This is a genomic window from Kosakonia sp. AG348 (assembly GCF_003337365.1).
Lineage (GTDB): Bacteria > Pseudomonadota > Gammaproteobacteria > Enterobacterales > Enterobacteriaceae > Kosakonia.
The window spans coordinates 296,287-312,329 of the sequence record NZ_QPJR01000001.1; the positions used below are offsets into that span (position 1 = coordinate 296,287).

A 16,043-nucleotide genomic window follows, 5' to 3' on the forward strand; every position below is an offset into this window, starting at 1 on the left:
TGTTTGGAATAGCTGTTTTGCGGTACAGGCTGTTGGATTTCGACGCTCTTACAGGGCATCTGCAAAATTGTGCGAAGTAGCTTCAGAAATAAAGAGGTCAGAGAAACAAAAAAAGCACCCACAGGTGCCTTTTTCGTCGAAGTGAATTTCAGCGTGTAGCTAAAAATTACTCATAAATATTGGCGCGGTCACGTAATTCTTTACCCGGTTTAAAGTGCGGAACGTATTTTCCTTCCAGATCCACTTTATCGCCTGTTTTCGGGTTACGCCCGGTGCGAGGTGCACGATAGTGCAGAGAAAAACTGCCGAAACCGCGGATCTCAATGCGCTCGCCCTGGGCAAGAGTAGAGGCCATATGCTCCAGCATCTCTTTTACAGCATCTTCCACAGCTTTAGCCGGAATATGCGACTGCTGGCTTGCAAGTCTTTCAATCAATTCTGACTTGGTCATGATTCCTCCGGTTTCCTTCAACGCAAAATTAGCTTTACTAGCTTTAACAAGGGCGGCCGTAGCCGCCCTTTGTCATTGATTACAGGACGAATCCTGTGATCTGTCAAGTAACTCATCATCGTTCACGCTGCAGCCGTGTGACTTACGTCCTGGTACAGCGTAAAGAATTCAGAGCGCTTGATATTACTCGCCTTTCGCTGCTTTGAAAGCTTCAGCCATAGCGTTAGAGAAGTTGCCTTCTTCCTGTTTGTTGTTAACAGAAGCGATTGCATCTTTCTCGTCAGCTTCGTCTTTCGCACGAACAGACAGGCTAACTACGCGGTTTTTACGATCAACACCGGTGAATTTAGCTTCAACATCGTCGCCAACATTCAGAACCAGAGTTGCGTCTTCAACGCGGTCACGGGAAGCTTCAGAAGCGCGCAGGTAACCTTCAACGCCGTCAGCCAGTTCTACGGTCGCGCCTTTAGCGTCAACAGCAGTAACTTTACCGTTTACGATTGCGCCTTTCTTATTCAGTGCAACGTAGTTGTTGAACGGATCTTCGGCGAGCTGTTTAACGCCCAGAGAGATACGCTCACGCTCTGCGTCAACCTGCAGAACAACGGCTGCGATTTCGTCGCCTTTTTTGTATTCACGAACTGCTTCTTCGCCTGCAACGTTCCAGGAGATGTCAGACAGGTGAACCAGGCCATCGATACCGCCGTCCAGGCCGATGAAGATACCAAAGTCAGTGATAGACTTGATTTTACCTTCAACGCGGTCACCCTTGTTGTGGGTTTCTGCGAACTGCTGCCACGGGTTGGATTTGCACTGTTTCAGGCCCAGGGAGATACGACGACGTTCTTCGTCGATATCCAGAACCATAACTTCCACTACGTCGCCGACGTTAACAACTTTGGACGGGTGGATGTTTTTGTTGGTCCAATCCATTTCGGAAACGTGAACCAGGCCTTCAACGCCTTCTTCGATTTCAACGAAGCAGCCGTAGTCGGTCAGGTTGGTCACGCGACCAGTCAGCTTGGTGCCTTCCGGGTAACGTTTAGCGATAGCTACCCACGGATCTTCGCCCAGCTGTTTCAGGCCCAGGGAAACACGAGTACGTTCGCGGTCGAATTTCAGCACTTTAACAGTGATTTCGTCGCCAACGTTTACGATTTCGCTCGGATGCTTAACGCGTTTCCATGCCATATCGGTGATGTGCAGCAGGCCGTCAACGCCACCCAGATCAACGAATGCACCGTAGTCAGTGAGGTTCTTAACGATACCTTTAACTTCCATGCCTTCCTGCAGGTTTTCCAGGAGTTGATCGCGCTCTGCGCTGTTTTCGGATTCGATAACCGCACGACGTGAAACAACAACGTTGTTACGTTTCTGGTCCAGCTTGATTACTTTGAATTCAAGCTCTTTGCCTTCCAGGTGCAGAGTGTCACGGACCGGACGAACGTCTACCAGGGAACCCGGCAGGAACGCGCGAATACCGTTCAGCTCAACAGTGAAGCCGCCCTTGACTTTGCCGTTGATAACACCGGTAACAGTTTCAGCGTCTTCGTAAGCTTTTTCCAGCGTGATCCAAGCTTCGTGACGTTTAGCTTTTTCACGGGACAGCAGGGTTTCACCGAAGCCGTCTTCTACTGCATCCAGGGCAACGTCAACTTCGTCACCAACCTGGATTTCCAGCTCGCCCTGGGCGTTTTTGAACTGCTCTGCCGGAATGGCGGACTCAGATTTCAGACCGGCGTCAACCAGAACTACGTCTTTGTCGATAGCAACAACAACACCACGAACGATAGAACCCGGGCGGGTTTCGATTTCTTTCAGGGACTCTTCAAAGAGTTGAGCAAAAGATTCAGTCATATTGATAATCTTCAGGATTCTTCAATTTAACGTCCACCTGGCTTCATGCCGGATGGGGTTGTTTCACATGCCTGCTCACATTCCATTGCAGCAGGTACTACGAATTCGGTCGCTTATGCGAGAGCCAATTTTTGGCGAGCATATTGTAGCGCTTTCTCAATCACTTGCTCAATACTTAAACTGGTTGAATCCAGTACTAAAGCATCAGCAGCGGGAACCAGCGGTGCAACAGGACGGTTTCGATCGCGATCGTCACGTTCCTTTATCTCGGCCAAAAGGCGTTCAAAGTTAACACTAAAGCCTTTCTCCTGCAACTGTAGCATGCGCCGATGCGCACGCTCTTCAGAAGAAGCGTCAAGAAAAATTTTTACCGGCGCATCAGGAAAAACAACAGTCCCCATATCACGCCCATCGGCGATAAGTCCCGGCGCGTCACGGAATGCGCGCTGGCGACGCAATAACGCTTCACGCACTCGCGGAAACGCTGCAATCTGCGAGGCTGCATTTGCCACGTCCTGAGTACGGATTTCGCTGCTGACATCTTCGCCTTCCAGAATGACTTCCAGATGGCCATTTGTTGACACGAAACGCACATCCAGGTGCGCTGCCAGCGGAACCAAAACATCTTCGGAAGAAACATCGACATGGTGATGCAGCGCAGCAAGCGCCAGAACACGATAAATTGCGCCTGAATCCAACAGATGCCATTGCAACGCTTCCGCCATTGCCTTGCAAAGCGTGCCTTTACCCGCGCCGCTTGGCCCATCAATGGTAATTACCGGGGCAATTGCCGTCATCTTTCTCTCCTTAATCAAGGCATATCGTTACATAACCGCGCGCATTATACGCGCCAATGTCCACAACCGTTACTGTTGCGTGCGAATAACCGAAGAGGATGCAGCTGAGTGTAGAATAATTGCGCGGGAAGCGGGCTGATTTACACCAGCCCGCAAGAAGGGAAGTTATGCCAGCGTACTAATATCGGCTAATTGCTCGAAATAGTCCGGGAAGGTCTTCGCTGTACATTTCGGATCAAGAATGGTAACCGGCGTATCAGACAGCGCCACCAGCGAGAAACACATCGCCATACGGTGGTCGTTATAAGTCGCGATTTCCGCAAGCTGCAGCCTGGCAGGCGGCGTCACGCGAATATAGTCTTCGCCCTCTTCCACTTCGGCCCCGACTTTACGCAACTCTGTCGCCATCGCGAACAAGCGATCGGTCTCTTTTACGCGCCAGTTATAGATATTACGCAGAGTGGTCGTGCCTTTGGCAAACAGCGCTGCCGTCGCGATGGTCATTGCCGCATCGGGAATGTGGTTCATATCCATATCGATGGCGTTCAACTCACCACGGGTGCAGGCAATATAATCATCGCCCCAGACCACGGTCGCGCCCATTTTTTCCAGCACATCAGCAAAGCGAATATCGCCCTGCACGCTGTTACGGCCTATACCGGTCACTTTCACCGTACCGCCTTTGATTGCACCGGCCGCGAGGAAATAAGAAGCAGAAGACGCATCACCCTCGACCAGATAATGGCCCGGGGACTGGTATTGCTGCGCACCGCGCACAACAAAGCGTTGATATTGCTGATTTTCAACCTCAACGCCAAAGGTCTTCATCAGATGCAGTGTGATATCAATATACGGTTTGGATACCAGGTCACCTTTGATAGTGATAACCGTGTCGTTGGGCGCCAGCGGGGCTGCCATCAGCAATGCGGTTAAAAACTGGCTGGAAACGCTGCCATCGACACTCACTTCACCGCCCGTAAAGCCACCGCGCAAATGCAGTGGCGGATAATTTTCCTGCTCAAGATAATCAACCTTTGCCCCGCCCTGACGAAGCGCATCAACCAGATGGCCAATCGGACGCTCTTTCATGCGCGGCTCGCCAGTCAGCACAATATTGTTTTCGCCAAGACACAGCGCGGCGGCCAACGGACGCATGGCAGTTCCTGCGTTACCCAGAAACAGCTCCAGTTTTTCTGCTGAATGCAGCGGGCCACCAACCCCCGTCACTTCACAACGGGTACGATCGGCAGACAACGTGTAATGAACTCCCAGCGCGCTGAGGGCATTGAGCATGTGGCGCACATCATCACTGTCCAGCAAGTTAGTCAGAACAGTCGTGCCACGAGCGAATGCGGCCAGCAACAAGGCGCGGTTGGAGACACTCTTTGAACCAGGCAGATTGATGGTGCCATCTACTCGCGCGATGGGTTGTAACGTCAGGCATTCCATGAAACTTCACTCTCAACTAACAGAATAAAACCCCCGCAGTGAAACTACGGGGGTACGTCAAAACAGTGCGATTAACCGTGGCGGCGTTCGAAATCGACCATGAAATCAGTGAGCGCCTGTACACCAGCTAACGGCATCGCATTATAGATAGAGGCGCGCATCCCGCCGACAACACGGTGACCTTTCAGCGCGTGCAGACCCGCAGCGAACGACTCCTCCAGGAAGACTTTATCGAGCGCGCTATCTGCCAGCTGGAACGGCACATTCATGCGCGAGCGGTTCGCTTTCGCCACATCGTTGCGGTAGAAATCGCTGCTGTCGATCACGCCGTACAACAGATCGGCTTTTTGCTGGTTGATTTTGTCCATTGCTGCCACACCGCCCTGTTTTTTCAGCCACTTAAACACCAGTCCAGAGAGATACCAGGCAAAGGTCGGGGGCGTGTTAAACATCGAGTCGTTTTCGTTCAGCACGGTGTAATCCAGGATCGACGGGCAAGCCTGATGCGCTTTACCCAGCAGATCTTCGCGCACAATCACCAGCGTCAAACCCGCCGGGCCGATATTTTTCTGCGCGCCTGCGTAGATCACGCCAAAACGGCTTACGTCAATCTGACGAGAGAGAATAGTCGAGGAGAAGTCAGCGGCGACAACCACATCACCGAAGTTCGGTGTTTCATCGATCGCAATACCGTCGATCGTTTCGTTCGGACAGTAGTGCAGATAGGCCGCATTATCGCTCAGTTGCCAGTCGCGCATCGGTTTCACCGCGCGCAGACCATCAACAGTGATTTTGGCGTCAATAACGTTCGGTGAGCAGTATTTTTTCGCTTCTTTTACCGCGCTCGCCGCCCAGTAGCCCGCATCAACGTAGTCAGCGGTGGTTTTATCGCCCAGCAAGTTCAGCGGAACAGCCGCGAACTGGCCGCGACCGCCGCCGTGACAGAACAGAACCTTATAGTTAGAGGGAATATTCAGCAGGTCGCGAAAATCCTTTTCTGCTTCTTCCGCCACGTGGATAAACTCTTTACCACGATGGCTAATTTCCATCACCGACGTTCCAAGACCTTGCCAGTCGCACAGCTCTTGTTGCGCTTGTTTGAGCACATCCGCCGGTAATACTGCCGGGCCAGAACTAAAATTAAAGACCTGAGTCATTTCCCCTCACCACGCTATAAAGCAATAAGTTATTCCTGTGACATCGGTTTTATCATTCAGCGCTACGCGCCGCAACGGGTAATGGGTGCCAGCGGCAAGATGTGCGCTAACTCACATAGCAGAAAGTTTTGTTTGCTCACCCCAGACCCGATAAAAACGCTGTTATGTCACGCGAACAGCCCGGCTTGCCTTCGACCATTCCGGATTTGCACAACGCGGGCAAGATTGCTTTTCCCCTTTATGCATGGCGACAATTTTACTGCAGCGGACACAAACATAATCCCCCGCTTCGGGAACCGTCGTGAAACGCTCACTGCAACCTTCAGGCAAAATACATAACCCGGGTTTCACCTCATCGTCCGGGAAGTAATAAACGCTGATTTGACCGTTGGTTTCCATTATTGCCAGACGAATCTGTCCGAGTTGTTCCACGCCATTTAAACGTAGCTCCATAAAGAACTCGAACTCGGTCATGTTCGCCGCATGCACCTTTTCCCAGGCCAGTTCGCCATTCTCAACAATGACAACCGGTTTGCCTTCCAGCAAATCTTCCAGCTTTTCGCTGTGCGACATCAGCCACATCACAAACCGGTAGAGCAACGCTAAAGTGATAAAAACCACCAGCACCGGCAGCATGGGAACATCGTCGTAAAAAGCGACATCCCCGGCCGCCGATCCCAGAGTCAGGATTATCAGCACCTCAAACAGGGACATCTGGCGTACGCCGCGTCGTCCGGTGATTTTGAGAAATAAAAAGACCAAAACAAAGGTATAGACACTACGCAGTGCGACTTCCCCGAGAAACTCAAGAGGGACCTTGTCGAGCGCCATGCGATGCAGATCAAACGCTTTCATTTTTTATGCCTGAACAGTCGTTACTTTTCTTAATCATAGCCATAAGTTTTATTTTCGTCGGTCAGACGTGGAAGATAGCGTCAGTCACGCAAAACCCGTATCATTGCGCGCTTTACGTACGAAAAAAGTGACCGCCATGACTCAAACATTTATTCCCGGCAAAGACGCCGCGCTGGAAGATTCCATCGCTCGCTTCCAGCAAAAGCTCACCGATCTCGGTTTTAACATCGAAGAGGCCTCATGGCTGAATCCGGTGCCAAACGTCTGGTCAGTGCATATTCGCGATAAAGAGTGCGCGCTGTGCTTCACCAACGGCAAAGGTGCGACCAAAAAAGCCGCGCTGGCCTCTGCGCTGGGCGAGTATTTCGAGCGTCTGTCCACCAACTACTTCTTCGCTGATTTCTGGCTGGGTGATGCTATCGCTCAGAGCCCGTTCGTTCATTATCCGAATGAGAAATGGTTCCCGCTGCCGGAAGATGATTCTCTGCCGGAAGGCATTCTGGATGCGCGTCTGCGCGCCTACTACGATCCGCAGAACGAACTGGCTGCCGGGATGCTCGTTGATCTGCAATCCGGCAATGATGAGCGCGGTATCTGTGCCCTGCCGTTTACCCGCCAGTCTGATGAGCAGACGGTTTATATCCCGATGAATATCGTCGGCAACTTATATGTTTCTAACGGCATGTCCGCCGGGAACACGCGCAATGAAGCCCGCGTGCAGGGGCTGTCCGAAGTGTTCGAACGCCATATTAAAAATCGCATTATTGCCGAGAGCATCAGCCTGCCAGAAATTCCGCAGGATGTGCTGGCGCGCTACCCGGGCGTTGTCGAAGCGATTGCCAAACTGGAAGCGGAAGGTTTCCCGATCTTCGCTTACGACGGTTCCCTGGGCGGTAAATACCCGGTTATCTGCGTTGTCCTGTTCAACCCGGCCAATGGCACCTGTTTTGCCTCTTTTGGCGCACATCCTGATTTCGGCGTGGCACTTGAGCGTACTGTTACCGAGCTGCTGCAAGGCCGCGGGTTGAAAGATCTGGATGTCTTCACACCGCCAACCTTTGATGATGAAGAAGTGGCTGAGCATGCCAACCTCGAAACGCATTTTATCGACTCCAGCGGTTTGATCTCCTGGGATCTGTTCAAGCAGGATGCGGATTATCCGTTTGTTGACTGGAGCTTCGCAGGCACGACGGAAGAAGAGTTCGCCACACTCATGGCTATCTTTAAGGCAGAAGATAAAGAAGTCTATATTGCCGATTATGAGCATCTGGGTGTTTACGCCTGCCGTATTCTGGTGCCTGGCATGTCCGATATTTATCCGGCCGAAGATCTGTGGCTGGCGAACAACACCATGGGCAGCCATTTGCGCGAAACAATTCTCTCTTTGCCTGGCAGTGAATGGGAAAAAGAGGAGTACCTCAACCTTATCGCGCAGCTTGATGACGAAGGTCATGATGACTTCACCCGCGTTCGCGAGCTGTTGGGTCTGGCGACCGGTAAAGACAATGGCTGGTACACGCTGCGCATTGGTGAACTAAAAGCGATGCTGGCGCTGGCAGGCGGCGATTTGGATCAGGCATTAGCCTGGACTGAATGGACGATGGAATTCAATGCCTCGATCTTTAGCGCCGAACGGGCCAACTACTACCGCTGCCTGCAGACATTATTATTACTGGCGCAGGAAGAGGAGCGCGAGCCGCTACAATACCTGAATGCATTCGTACGTATGTATGGTGCGCAAGCGGTTGAAGCCGCCAGCGCCGCATTAAGCGGTGAAGCGCCGTTCTACGACCTGCAACCGGCAGACGGTTCCCTGCAGGCATTCCCGGCGCATCAGTCGCTGTTAGCGGCTTACGAAAAATTACAACGAGCCAAACGGGCATTCTGGTCGAAATAACGACAAGTAGCACGACAATATGTAGGCTTAATGAGTGGTCTACGCTATATTACGGGGCAATTTCATTGCCCCGTTTTATTTATTTTTTGGCAATGACAGCCATATGTAATATGAAAGTTAAATATGGGTAAATATAATTATCCACTCCAACTAATATTGTTACTTCTTATGGCAATTACTCCATTTTAATTAACTGTTTTTTGGGAGGGCACATAAAAAAATTCAACTCATTTTGCAATTTTTAAACTTTATTTTTATTTTGATAATCAACAAGTTACTCCGCATTCGTAGAAAAACCACGCTCTTTGCGGTCCTATAAGCCAGGCGAGATATGATCCATATCAAATTCTCTTCTATAATGCTTTGTTAGTATCTCGTCGCCGACTTAATAAAGAGAGAGTTAGTGTGAAAGCTGACAACCCTTTTGATCTTATTCTTCCAGCCGAGATGGCCAAAGTTGCCGAAGAAGCTGGTGTCTATAAAGCGACTAAACATCCGCTTAAGACTTTCTATCTTGCGATTACCGCAGGTGTGTTTATCTCCATTGCTTTCGTTTTCTACATCACCGCCACCACAGGTTCCGGTGCAATGCCGTACGGTATTGCTAAACTGATCGGTGGTGTCTGCTTCTCCCTGGGGCTGATTCTTTGCATCATTTGCGGTGCAGATCTCTTTACTTCAACCGTACTGATTGTCGTGGCTAAAGCCAGTGGACGTATTACCTGGGGGCAACTGGCCCGCAACTGGATTAACGTCTATGTCGGCAACCTGGTGGGTGCGCTACTGTTTGTGTTGTTAATGTGGTTGTCTGGCGAGTATATGGTCGCCAACGGCGGCTGGGGCTTAAACGTGCTACAAACCGCAGACCATAAAGTACACCACACATTTATTGAAGCCGTGGCGCTGGGCATTCTGGCTAACCTGATGGTTTGTATGGCCGTGTGGATGAGTTATTCCGGTCGCAGCCTGATGGATAAAGCCATGATTATGGTTCTGCCGGTGGCGATGTTTGTTGCCAGCGGTTTTGAACACAGTATTGCGAATATGTTTATGATCCCGATGGGTATTGTAATTCGCAACTTTGCAAGCCCGGAGTTCTGGACCGCTGTAGGTTCCAGCCCGGAAAATTTCTCACACCTGACCATTATGAATTTCATCACTGATAACCTGATCCCCGTAACAATCGGGAATATCATCGGTGGAGGATTATTAGTCGGGTTGACATACTGGGTCATTTACCTGCGTGGCAACGATCATCATTAATGGTTGTTCCAGGCAGTAAATAAAAAATCCACTTAAGAAGGTAGGTGTTACATGTCCGAGCTTAATGAAAAATTAGCCACAGCCTGGGAAGGTTTTGCGAAAGGTGACTGGCAGAAAGAAGTCAACGTACGTGACTTTATCCAGAAAAACTACACCCCGTACGAAGGCGATGAGTCCTTCCTGGCTGGCGCTACTGAAGCGACCACCAAACTGTGGGACAAGGTCATGGAAGGCGTTAAACTGGAAAACCGCACCCACGCGCCAGTTGATTTTGACACCTCCATTGCATCAACCATCACTTCTCACGACGCTGGTTACATCAACAAATCGTTAGAGAAAATCGTTGGCCTGCAAACTGAAGCTCCGCTGAAACGCGCAATCATTCCGTTCGGCGGCATCAAAATGGTTGAAGGTTCCTGCAAAGCGTACAACCGCGAACTGGATCCGCAACTTAAAAAAATCTTCACCGAATACCGTAAAACCCATAACCAGGGTGTATTCGATGTTTACACCAAAGACATTCTGAACTGCCGTAAATCCGGTGTCCTGACCGGTCTGCCGGATGCTTACGGCCGCGGTCGTATCATTGGTGACTACCGTCGCGTTGCGCTGTACGGCATCGACTTCCTGATGAAAGACAAATACGCTCAGTTCCAGTCTCTGCAGTCTGATCTGGAAAATGGCGTAAACCTGGAAGCGACTATCCGTCTGCGTGAAGAAATTGCTGAACAGCATCGCGCACTGGGTCAGATCAAAGAGATGGCAGCGAAATACGGTTGCGATATCTCTGGTCCGGCTACCAACGCTCAGGAAGCAATCCAGTGGACCTACTTCGGTTACCTGGCCGCTGTTAAGTCTCAAAACGGCGCTGCAATGTCCTTCGGCCGCGTATCCACCTTCCTGGACGTGTACATCGAACGTGACCTGAAAGCAGGCAAAATCACTGAGCAAGACGCTCAGGAAATGATTGACCACCTGGTCATGAAACTGCGTATGGTTCGCTTCCTGCGTACTCCTGAATATGATGAACTGTTCTCTGGCGACCCGATTTGGGCAACTGAATCTATCGGTGGTATGGGCGTTGATGGCCGTACGCTGGTTTCCAAAAACAGCTTCCGTTTCCTGAACACCCTGTACACCATGGGCCCGTCTCCGGAACCGAACATCACTGTTCTGTGGTCTGAAAAATTGCCGCTGAACTTCAAAAAATTCGCTGCGAAAGTCTCCATCGATACCTCTTCTCTGCAGTATGAGAACGATGATCTGATGCGTCCGGACTTCAACAACGATGACTACGCAATTGCTTGCTGTGTAAGCCCGATGGTTGTGGGTAAACAAATGCAGTTCTTCGGTGCGCGTGCTAACCTGGCGAAAACCATGCTGTATGCCATCAACGGCGGCGTTGATGAAAAACTGAAAATGCAGGTTGGTCCGAAATCTGAACCGATCAAAGGCGACGTGCTGAAATTCGACGAAGTGATGGATCGTATGGATCACTTCATGGATTGGCTGGCTAAACAGTACGTCACCGCGCTGAACATCATCCACTACATGCACGACAAATACAGCTACGAAGCTTCACTGATGGCGCTGCACGATCGTGACGTTATCCGTACCATGGCTTGCGGTATCGCTGGTCTGTCCGTAGCGGCTGACTCCCTGTCTGCTATCAAATACGCGAAAGTTAAACCGATTCGTGACGAAGACGGTCTGGCTATCGACTTCGAAATCGAAGGCGAATATCCGCAGTTTGGTAACAACGACGCTCGCGTTGATGATATGGCGGTTGACCTGGTTGAACGTTTCATGAAGAAAATTCAGAAACTGACAACTTACCGCAACGCTATCCCGACTCAGTCTGTTCTGACCATCACTTCTAACGTTGTGTACGGTAAGAAAACAGGTAACACCCCGGATGGTCGTCGCGCTGGTGCTCCGTTCGGACCGGGTGCTAACCCGATGCACGGCCGTGACCAGAAAGGTGCTGTTGCCTCTCTGACTTCCGTTGCTAAACTGCCGTTTGCTTACGCTAAAGATGGTATCTCTTACACCTTCTCTATCGTGCCGAACGCGCTGGGTAAAGATGACGAAGTCCGTAAAACCAACCTGGCTGGTCTGATGGATGGTTACTTCCATCACGAAGCGTCCATCGAAGGTGGTCAGCATCTGAACGTGAACGTCATGAACCGCGAAATGCTGCTCGACGCGATGGAAAACCCGGAAAAATATCCGCAGCTGACCATCCGTGTTTCTGGTTATGCCGTACGCTTTAACTCCCTGACTAAAGAACAGCAGCAGGACGTTATTACTCGTACTTTCACTCAGACCATGTAATGGTATTGACTGAAACTACGCAGTAAAAAGCGTATAATAAAGGCTCCACGACTGTGGGGCCTTTTTAACACCTGAAGTGTGCTTCGTCAGCCATCTATACTTGCTGGATGTCTGCCAAAACAGACTTAGCGCAGAAGGAATTAAACTGCGCAGACACAGGCCCTGGATGGGCCACATCTGGAGAAAACACCGCAATGTCAGTTATTGGTCGCATCCACTCCTTTGAATCCTGCGGCACGGTCGACGGCCCGGGCATCCGTTTTATCACCTTCTTTCAGGGCTGCCTGATGCGCTGCCTGTATTGCCACAACCGCGATACCTGGGATACACATGGTGGCAAAGAGATCACCGTTGAAGAACTAATGAAAGATGTCGTTACCTATCGGCACTTTATGAACGCCTCCGGCGGTGGCGTCACGGCATCCGGTGGAGAAGCAATCTTGCAGGCAGAATTCGTTCGCGACTGGTTTCGTGCCTGTAAAAAAGAGGGCATCCACACCTGCCTCGATACTAACGGCTTTGTGCGCCGTTACGATCCGGTGATTGATGAATTGCTGGAAGTTACCGACTTGGTGATGCTCGATCTCAAGCAAATGAACGATGAGATCCACCAGAATCTGGTCGGCGTATCCAATCACCGGACCCTTGAATTCGCCCAGTATTTATCGAAGAAAAATATCAACGTCTGGATCCGTTACGTCGTGGTACCCGGCTGGTCTGACGATGACGATTCCGCCCATCGCCTTGGTGAATTTACCCGCGACATGGGCAACGTCGAGAAAATCGAACTCCTGCCCTATCACGAGCTGGGCAAGCATAAATGGGTGGCGATGGGCGAAGAGTATAAGCTGGATGGCATTCACCCGCCGAAGAAAGAGACCATGGAGCGCGTTAAAGGCATCCTGGAGCAGTACGGTCACAAAGTGATGTACTGAGCCATTCCTGAGACAAAAAAGCCACAACACACAGTTGTGGCTTTTTTATTTATCAAGAGTCGTATATCAGGCGTGCGCCACCGGCGTTGGGTGATGTCCTGCTTTGCGCATCAGCATCACCAGATAGATAAACGACACACCCGCAATCATGATAAACAGCAAGCTATCTGAGTAGCTTTGCATCAGCATTGCGGTCAGCGTCGGACCAAGCAGGCTGCCAATGGTGTAACTCAGCAGAAGCGCCTGGTTCATTGCCACCAGCTGGTGATGTTCCACTTTCTCACAGGCCCATGCCATCGCCACCGGGTAAAGGGTAAAGCCTGCGGTCCCGAGCACAAAAAGCGCGGGAGCCATAGCGGCATTGCTCAACATAGCAAAACATCCCACGATCACGACAAACACCTGTACACGCAGCACCAGCAGGCGGCCAAAACGATCTGCCAGCCGACCAATCGGCCACTGCCCTACAATACCGGCGCTGACCATCAGCGCCATCCAGAAACCAATCCCCGAATCGCTGATCCCCTGGTGCGAAAGATAAAGCGGCATCAAGCCGTACAGTGAACCAAGGATGATCCCGGAGATAATACAGCCATTCACGCCCAGGCGAGCATGGCGCAGGCGCAGCATCGGCCATACCGAGGTCGGAGCCTGCTCTTCACTCTGCTGGTTGACAATGCGGGTAAACAGCAGCGGCAGGATCGCCGTTAACACCAGCGCAGTCGTCCACGGCAGTACGCTCATCAGATCTGTCGGCAGCTTACTGACCATCACCTGGCCAAGCACTGTGCCAACATAGTAAACCATCATATAAGCTGCCAACAGGCGCCCACGATTTCGCGATGTACCGCTGCACATCAGGGCGCTTTCCACGACCACCCAAATCATCGCGCAGCCCACACCAGCGACAAAGCGCCAAACCATCCAGCTCCAGAAGCCAATCATTAGCCCCAGGCCAACACAGCCTGCGGCAAAAATCAGCGAAGCAAGATAATAACTGCGGTTAAAACCCAGACGGCGAATTAATCGCCCGGTCAGTAACGTACCCAGCAAATTGCCAGTGAAGTAGGAAGAACCCACCATACCAACCTGCCAGGTCGGTAAGTTTTCGTGGGCGAGCCAGAGCGGCACGAGCGTATTTAACGTCGCGATCGTCAGCGTCAACAGCATTAAGCCACAGAGCAATAGCAGCACTGGCCGGGTATAGATGGACATGGATAAAAACCGTGAGGAAGTTCAGTTTGCGTGCGCATCATGCCACCGGTAAGGACATTGTCAATCCACGGATTTTTGACGCTGACACCTTTTGCACCACGACGATTCGTAAAACTTATCCAGCACTGGGCTTAACAAAAGACAATACGGCTCACTCTATTGAAAACAAAAGAATACTTTTGCAAACAGACAGAATTGTCGGTCGAAAAAATTCATGATGAATGCCGGACTAAAAAGACTGAAACAGGCGCTGAAAAACGCACAGTAAAAATTATTGCCCACCATAGCGGCTGCATTGTTCTCATTCAGGAAGGACATGCCAAAAAACTGAAAAAGAGCTTCGGCTAGTTCTGTGCGGGTTAAATACGAACCTGGTGCTGGCGCCGCACAGAGCGAAGTTTTAACTAAGCAATAAAAAAGCGCCCGCAGGCGCTTTCAGAATTAACATTCATTACAGGCAGATGATTAGCCGATGAACTCAAGGCCGTTCATGTACGGACGCAGTACTTCCGGCACTTCAATTCTCCCATCAGCCTGCTGATAGTTTTCCATTACCGCCACCAGCGTACGGCCAACTGCCAGACCGGAACCATTCAGGGTATGAACCAGACGGGTTTTCTTGTCGGACTTGCTACGGCAGCGCGCCTGCATACGACGAGCCTGGAAATCCCACACGTTAGAGCAGGAAGAGATTTCGCGGTAGGTGTCCTGCGCCGGCACCCACACTTCCAGATCGTAAGTTTTGCACGCGCCGAAGCCCATATCACCCGAGCACAGCAGCACTTTACGATAAGGAAGCCCCAGCAGCTGCAACACTTTTTCAGCGTGGCCAGTCATCTCTTCCAGCGCCGCCATGGAGTCTTCCGGACGAACAATCTGCACCATTTCAACTTTATCGAACTGGTGCATACGGATCAGACCGCGCGTATCACGCCCATAAGATCCCGCTTCTGAGCGGAAACAAGGCGTATGCGCAGTCATTTTGATCGGCAGATCGTCTTCATCAATGATCTCATCACGCACCAGGTTCGTCAGCGGAACTTCCGCTGTCGGGATCAACGCGTAATTACTGCTGTCTGCTTCTTCTTCCAGCGGACGGGTGTGGAACAAATCACCCGCGAATTTAGGTAACTGCCCGGTGCCGTACAGCGTATCCTGGTTGACCAGATACGGAACATAGTTCTCAGCATAGCCGTGCTGTTCGGTGTGCAAATCCAGCATGAACTGTGCGAGCGCACGATGCATACGCGCAATCTGCCCTTTCATCACCACAAAGCGAGATCCAGTAAGTTTCACCGCTGCGGCGAAATCCAGCCCGCTGTGCATTTCACCCAGCGTTACGTGATCGCGAATGTCGAAATCAAATTTGCGTGGCGTACCCCAGCGGCTAACCTCAACGTTGTCGTTTTCGTCGCGGCCGACTGGAACACAATCGTCCGGCAGGTTAGGGATGGTCAGCGCGATGTCGCGGATCTCTGCCAACAGGGTTTCCAGCTCCGCTTTAGCCGCGTCCAGCTCTTCACCCAGCTTGTTCACTTCCAGGCGTAAAGGCTCGATATCTTCCCCGCGTGCTTTCGCCTGGCCAATGGATTTCGATCGCGAGTTGCGTTCCGCCTGCAAGTTTTCAGTGTTAACTTGCAAGACTTTACGACGCTCTTCGAGCGCACGTAATTTATCTACATCCAGCTTAAAGCCCCGGCGTGCCAGTTTTTCAGCGACTGCGTCTGGCTCGGTACGCAGCAGATTGGGATCGAGCATGCTTTTCCTGTGCTTATCGAATTGAAATAAAAGAATACGACCGCTGCCTGCGGTCGATGGTGTAAGTCGTAACCT

The 16,043-nt window shown here is 51.2% G+C and carries 13 protein-coding genes; 5 read left to right on the forward strand and 8 right to left on the reverse strand.

Annotated elements, in window-relative coordinates:
* Positions 1-166 precede the first annotated feature (166 nt).
* The 6 genes from ihfB to DFO56_RS01555 all read right to left on the reverse strand — a co-directional run bounded on the left by ihfB (position 167) and on the right by DFO56_RS01555 (position 6,566).
* Entirely contained in the window at positions 167-451 is a 285-nt protein-coding gene (gene ihfB / locus DFO56_RS01530; RefSeq protein ID WP_007374142.1) for an integration host factor subunit beta, read from the reverse strand.
* Positions 452-634: 183 nt separating this feature from the next.
* The gene (gene rpsA, locus DFO56_RS01535) at positions 635-2,308 is read right to left on the reverse strand and encodes a 30S ribosomal protein S1 (protein ID WP_017456188.1); all 1,674 of its coding nucleotides are present in this window, start codon (positions 2,306-2,308) and stop codon (positions 635-637) included.
* Between the two features lie 113 nt (positions 2,309-2,421).
* Entirely contained in the window at positions 2,422-3,105 is a 684-nt protein-coding gene (cmk, locus tag DFO56_RS01540; protein WP_017456187.1) for a (d)CMP kinase, read from the reverse strand.
* Positions 3,106-3,270: 165 nt separating this feature from the next.
* Positions 3,271-4,554, reverse strand: coding sequence for a 3-phosphoshikimate 1-carboxyvinyltransferase (gene aroA / locus DFO56_RS01545; RefSeq protein WP_045506674.1), 1,284 nt, complete (start codon positions 4,552-4,554; stop codon positions 3,271-3,273).
* Between the two features lie 71 nt (positions 4,555-4,625).
* The gene (gene serC / locus DFO56_RS01550; protein WP_045506671.1) at positions 4,626-5,711 is read right to left on the reverse strand and encodes a 3-phosphoserine/phosphohydroxythreonine transaminase; all 1,086 of its coding nucleotides are present in this window, start codon (positions 5,709-5,711) and stop codon (positions 4,626-4,628) included.
* 162 nt (positions 5,712-5,873) lie between these two features.
* Positions 5,874-6,566 (reverse strand): DUF421 domain-containing protein, encoded by a 693-nt coding sequence (locus DFO56_RS01555; RefSeq protein WP_020457234.1) that lies wholly within the window; start codon positions 6,564-6,566, stop codon positions 5,874-5,876.
* A 136-nt stretch (positions 6,567-6,702) separates the two neighbouring features.
* Between DFO56_RS01555 and ycaO the strand changes: the two genes are divergently transcribed.
* From ycaO to pflA, 4 genes are all read left to right on the forward strand, one after another.
* Positions 6,703-8,463, forward strand: a complete 1,761-nt coding sequence (gene ycaO / locus DFO56_RS01560) for a 30S ribosomal protein S12 methylthiotransferase accessory factor YcaO (RefSeq protein ID WP_045507236.1) — start codon at positions 6,703-6,705, stop codon at positions 8,461-8,463.
* Between the two features lie 405 nt (positions 8,464-8,868).
* Positions 8,869-9,726, forward strand: a complete 858-nt coding sequence (gene focA, locus DFO56_RS01565; RefSeq protein ID WP_020457232.1) for a formate transporter FocA — start codon at positions 8,869-8,871, stop codon at positions 9,724-9,726.
* Positions 9,727-9,777: 51 nt separating this feature from the next.
* Positions 9,778-12,060 (forward strand): formate C-acetyltransferase, encoded by a 2,283-nt coding sequence (gene pflB, locus DFO56_RS01570; protein ID WP_020457231.1) that lies wholly within the window; start codon positions 9,778-9,780, stop codon positions 12,058-12,060.
* A gap of 194 nt (positions 12,061-12,254) precedes the next feature.
* Positions 12,255-12,995 carry a pyruvate formate lyase 1-activating protein gene (gene pflA / locus DFO56_RS01575; RefSeq protein ID WP_020457230.1) on the forward strand — a complete coding sequence of 247 codons (741 nt, stop codon included), beginning with the start codon at positions 12,255-12,257 and terminating at the stop codon, positions 12,993-12,995.
* A gap of 66 nt (positions 12,996-13,061) precedes the next feature.
* Here the strand turns inward: pflA and DFO56_RS01580 are convergent, their stop codons facing one another.
* Entirely contained in the window at positions 13,062-14,210 is a 1,149-nt protein-coding gene (locus DFO56_RS01580) for an MFS transporter (protein WP_045506668.1), read from the reverse strand.
* Positions 14,211-14,369: 159 nt separating this feature from the next.
* Between DFO56_RS01580 and DFO56_RS24705 the strand changes: the two genes are divergently transcribed.
* The gene (locus DFO56_RS24705; RefSeq protein WP_045506665.1) at positions 14,370-14,558 is read left to right on the forward strand and encodes a hypothetical protein; all 189 of its coding nucleotides are present in this window, start codon (positions 14,370-14,372) and stop codon (positions 14,556-14,558) included.
* A 117-nt stretch (positions 14,559-14,675) separates the two neighbouring features.
* Here DFO56_RS24705 and serS read toward each other — a convergent pair whose 3' ends face one another.
* The gene (gene serS, locus DFO56_RS01590; RefSeq protein ID WP_017456177.1) at positions 14,676-15,968 is read right to left on the reverse strand and encodes a serine--tRNA ligase; all 1,293 of its coding nucleotides are present in this window, start codon (positions 15,966-15,968) and stop codon (positions 14,676-14,678) included.
* Positions 15,969-16,043 lie beyond the last annotated feature (75 nt).

Excerpts from the sequence above, each read along its gene's own strand:
- serS (WP_017456177.1), bottom strand. The coding sequence starts at position 15,968 with ATGCTCGATCCCAATCTGCTGCGTACCGAGCCAGACGCAGTCGCTGAA.
- aroA (WP_045506674.1), bottom strand. The coding sequence starts at position 4,554 with ATGGAATGCCTGACGTTACAACCCATCGCGCGAGTAGATGGCACCATC.
- pflB (WP_020457231.1), top strand. The coding sequence starts at position 9,778 with ATGTCCGAGCTTAATGAAAAATTAGCCACAGCCTGGGAAGGTTTTGCG.
- rpsA (WP_017456188.1), bottom strand. The coding sequence starts at position 2,308 with ATGACTGAATCTTTTGCTCAACTCTTTGAAGAGTCCCTGAAAGAAATC.
- serC (WP_045506671.1), bottom strand. The coding sequence starts at position 5,711 with ATGACTCAGGTCTTTAATTTTAGTTCTGGCCCGGCAGTATTACCGGCG.
- ihfB (WP_007374142.1), bottom strand. The coding sequence starts at position 451 with ATGACCAAGTCAGAATTGATTGAAAGACTTGCAAGCCAGCAGTCGCAT.
- DFO56_RS01555 (WP_020457234.1), bottom strand. The coding sequence starts at position 6,566 with ATGAAAGCGTTTGATCTGCATCGCATGGCGCTCGACAAGGTCCCTCTT.
- DFO56_RS01580 (WP_045506668.1), bottom strand. The coding sequence starts at position 14,210 with ATGTCCATCTATACCCGGCCAGTGCTGCTATTGCTCTGTGGCTTAATG.
- ycaO (WP_045507236.1), top strand. The coding sequence starts at position 6,703 with ATGACTCAAACATTTATTCCCGGCAAAGACGCCGCGCTGGAAGATTCC.
- cmk (WP_017456187.1), bottom strand. The coding sequence starts at position 3,105 with ATGACGGCAATTGCCCCGGTAATTACCATTGATGGGCCAAGCGGCGCG.
- pflA (WP_020457230.1), top strand. The coding sequence starts at position 12,255 with ATGTCAGTTATTGGTCGCATCCACTCCTTTGAATCCTGCGGCACGGTC.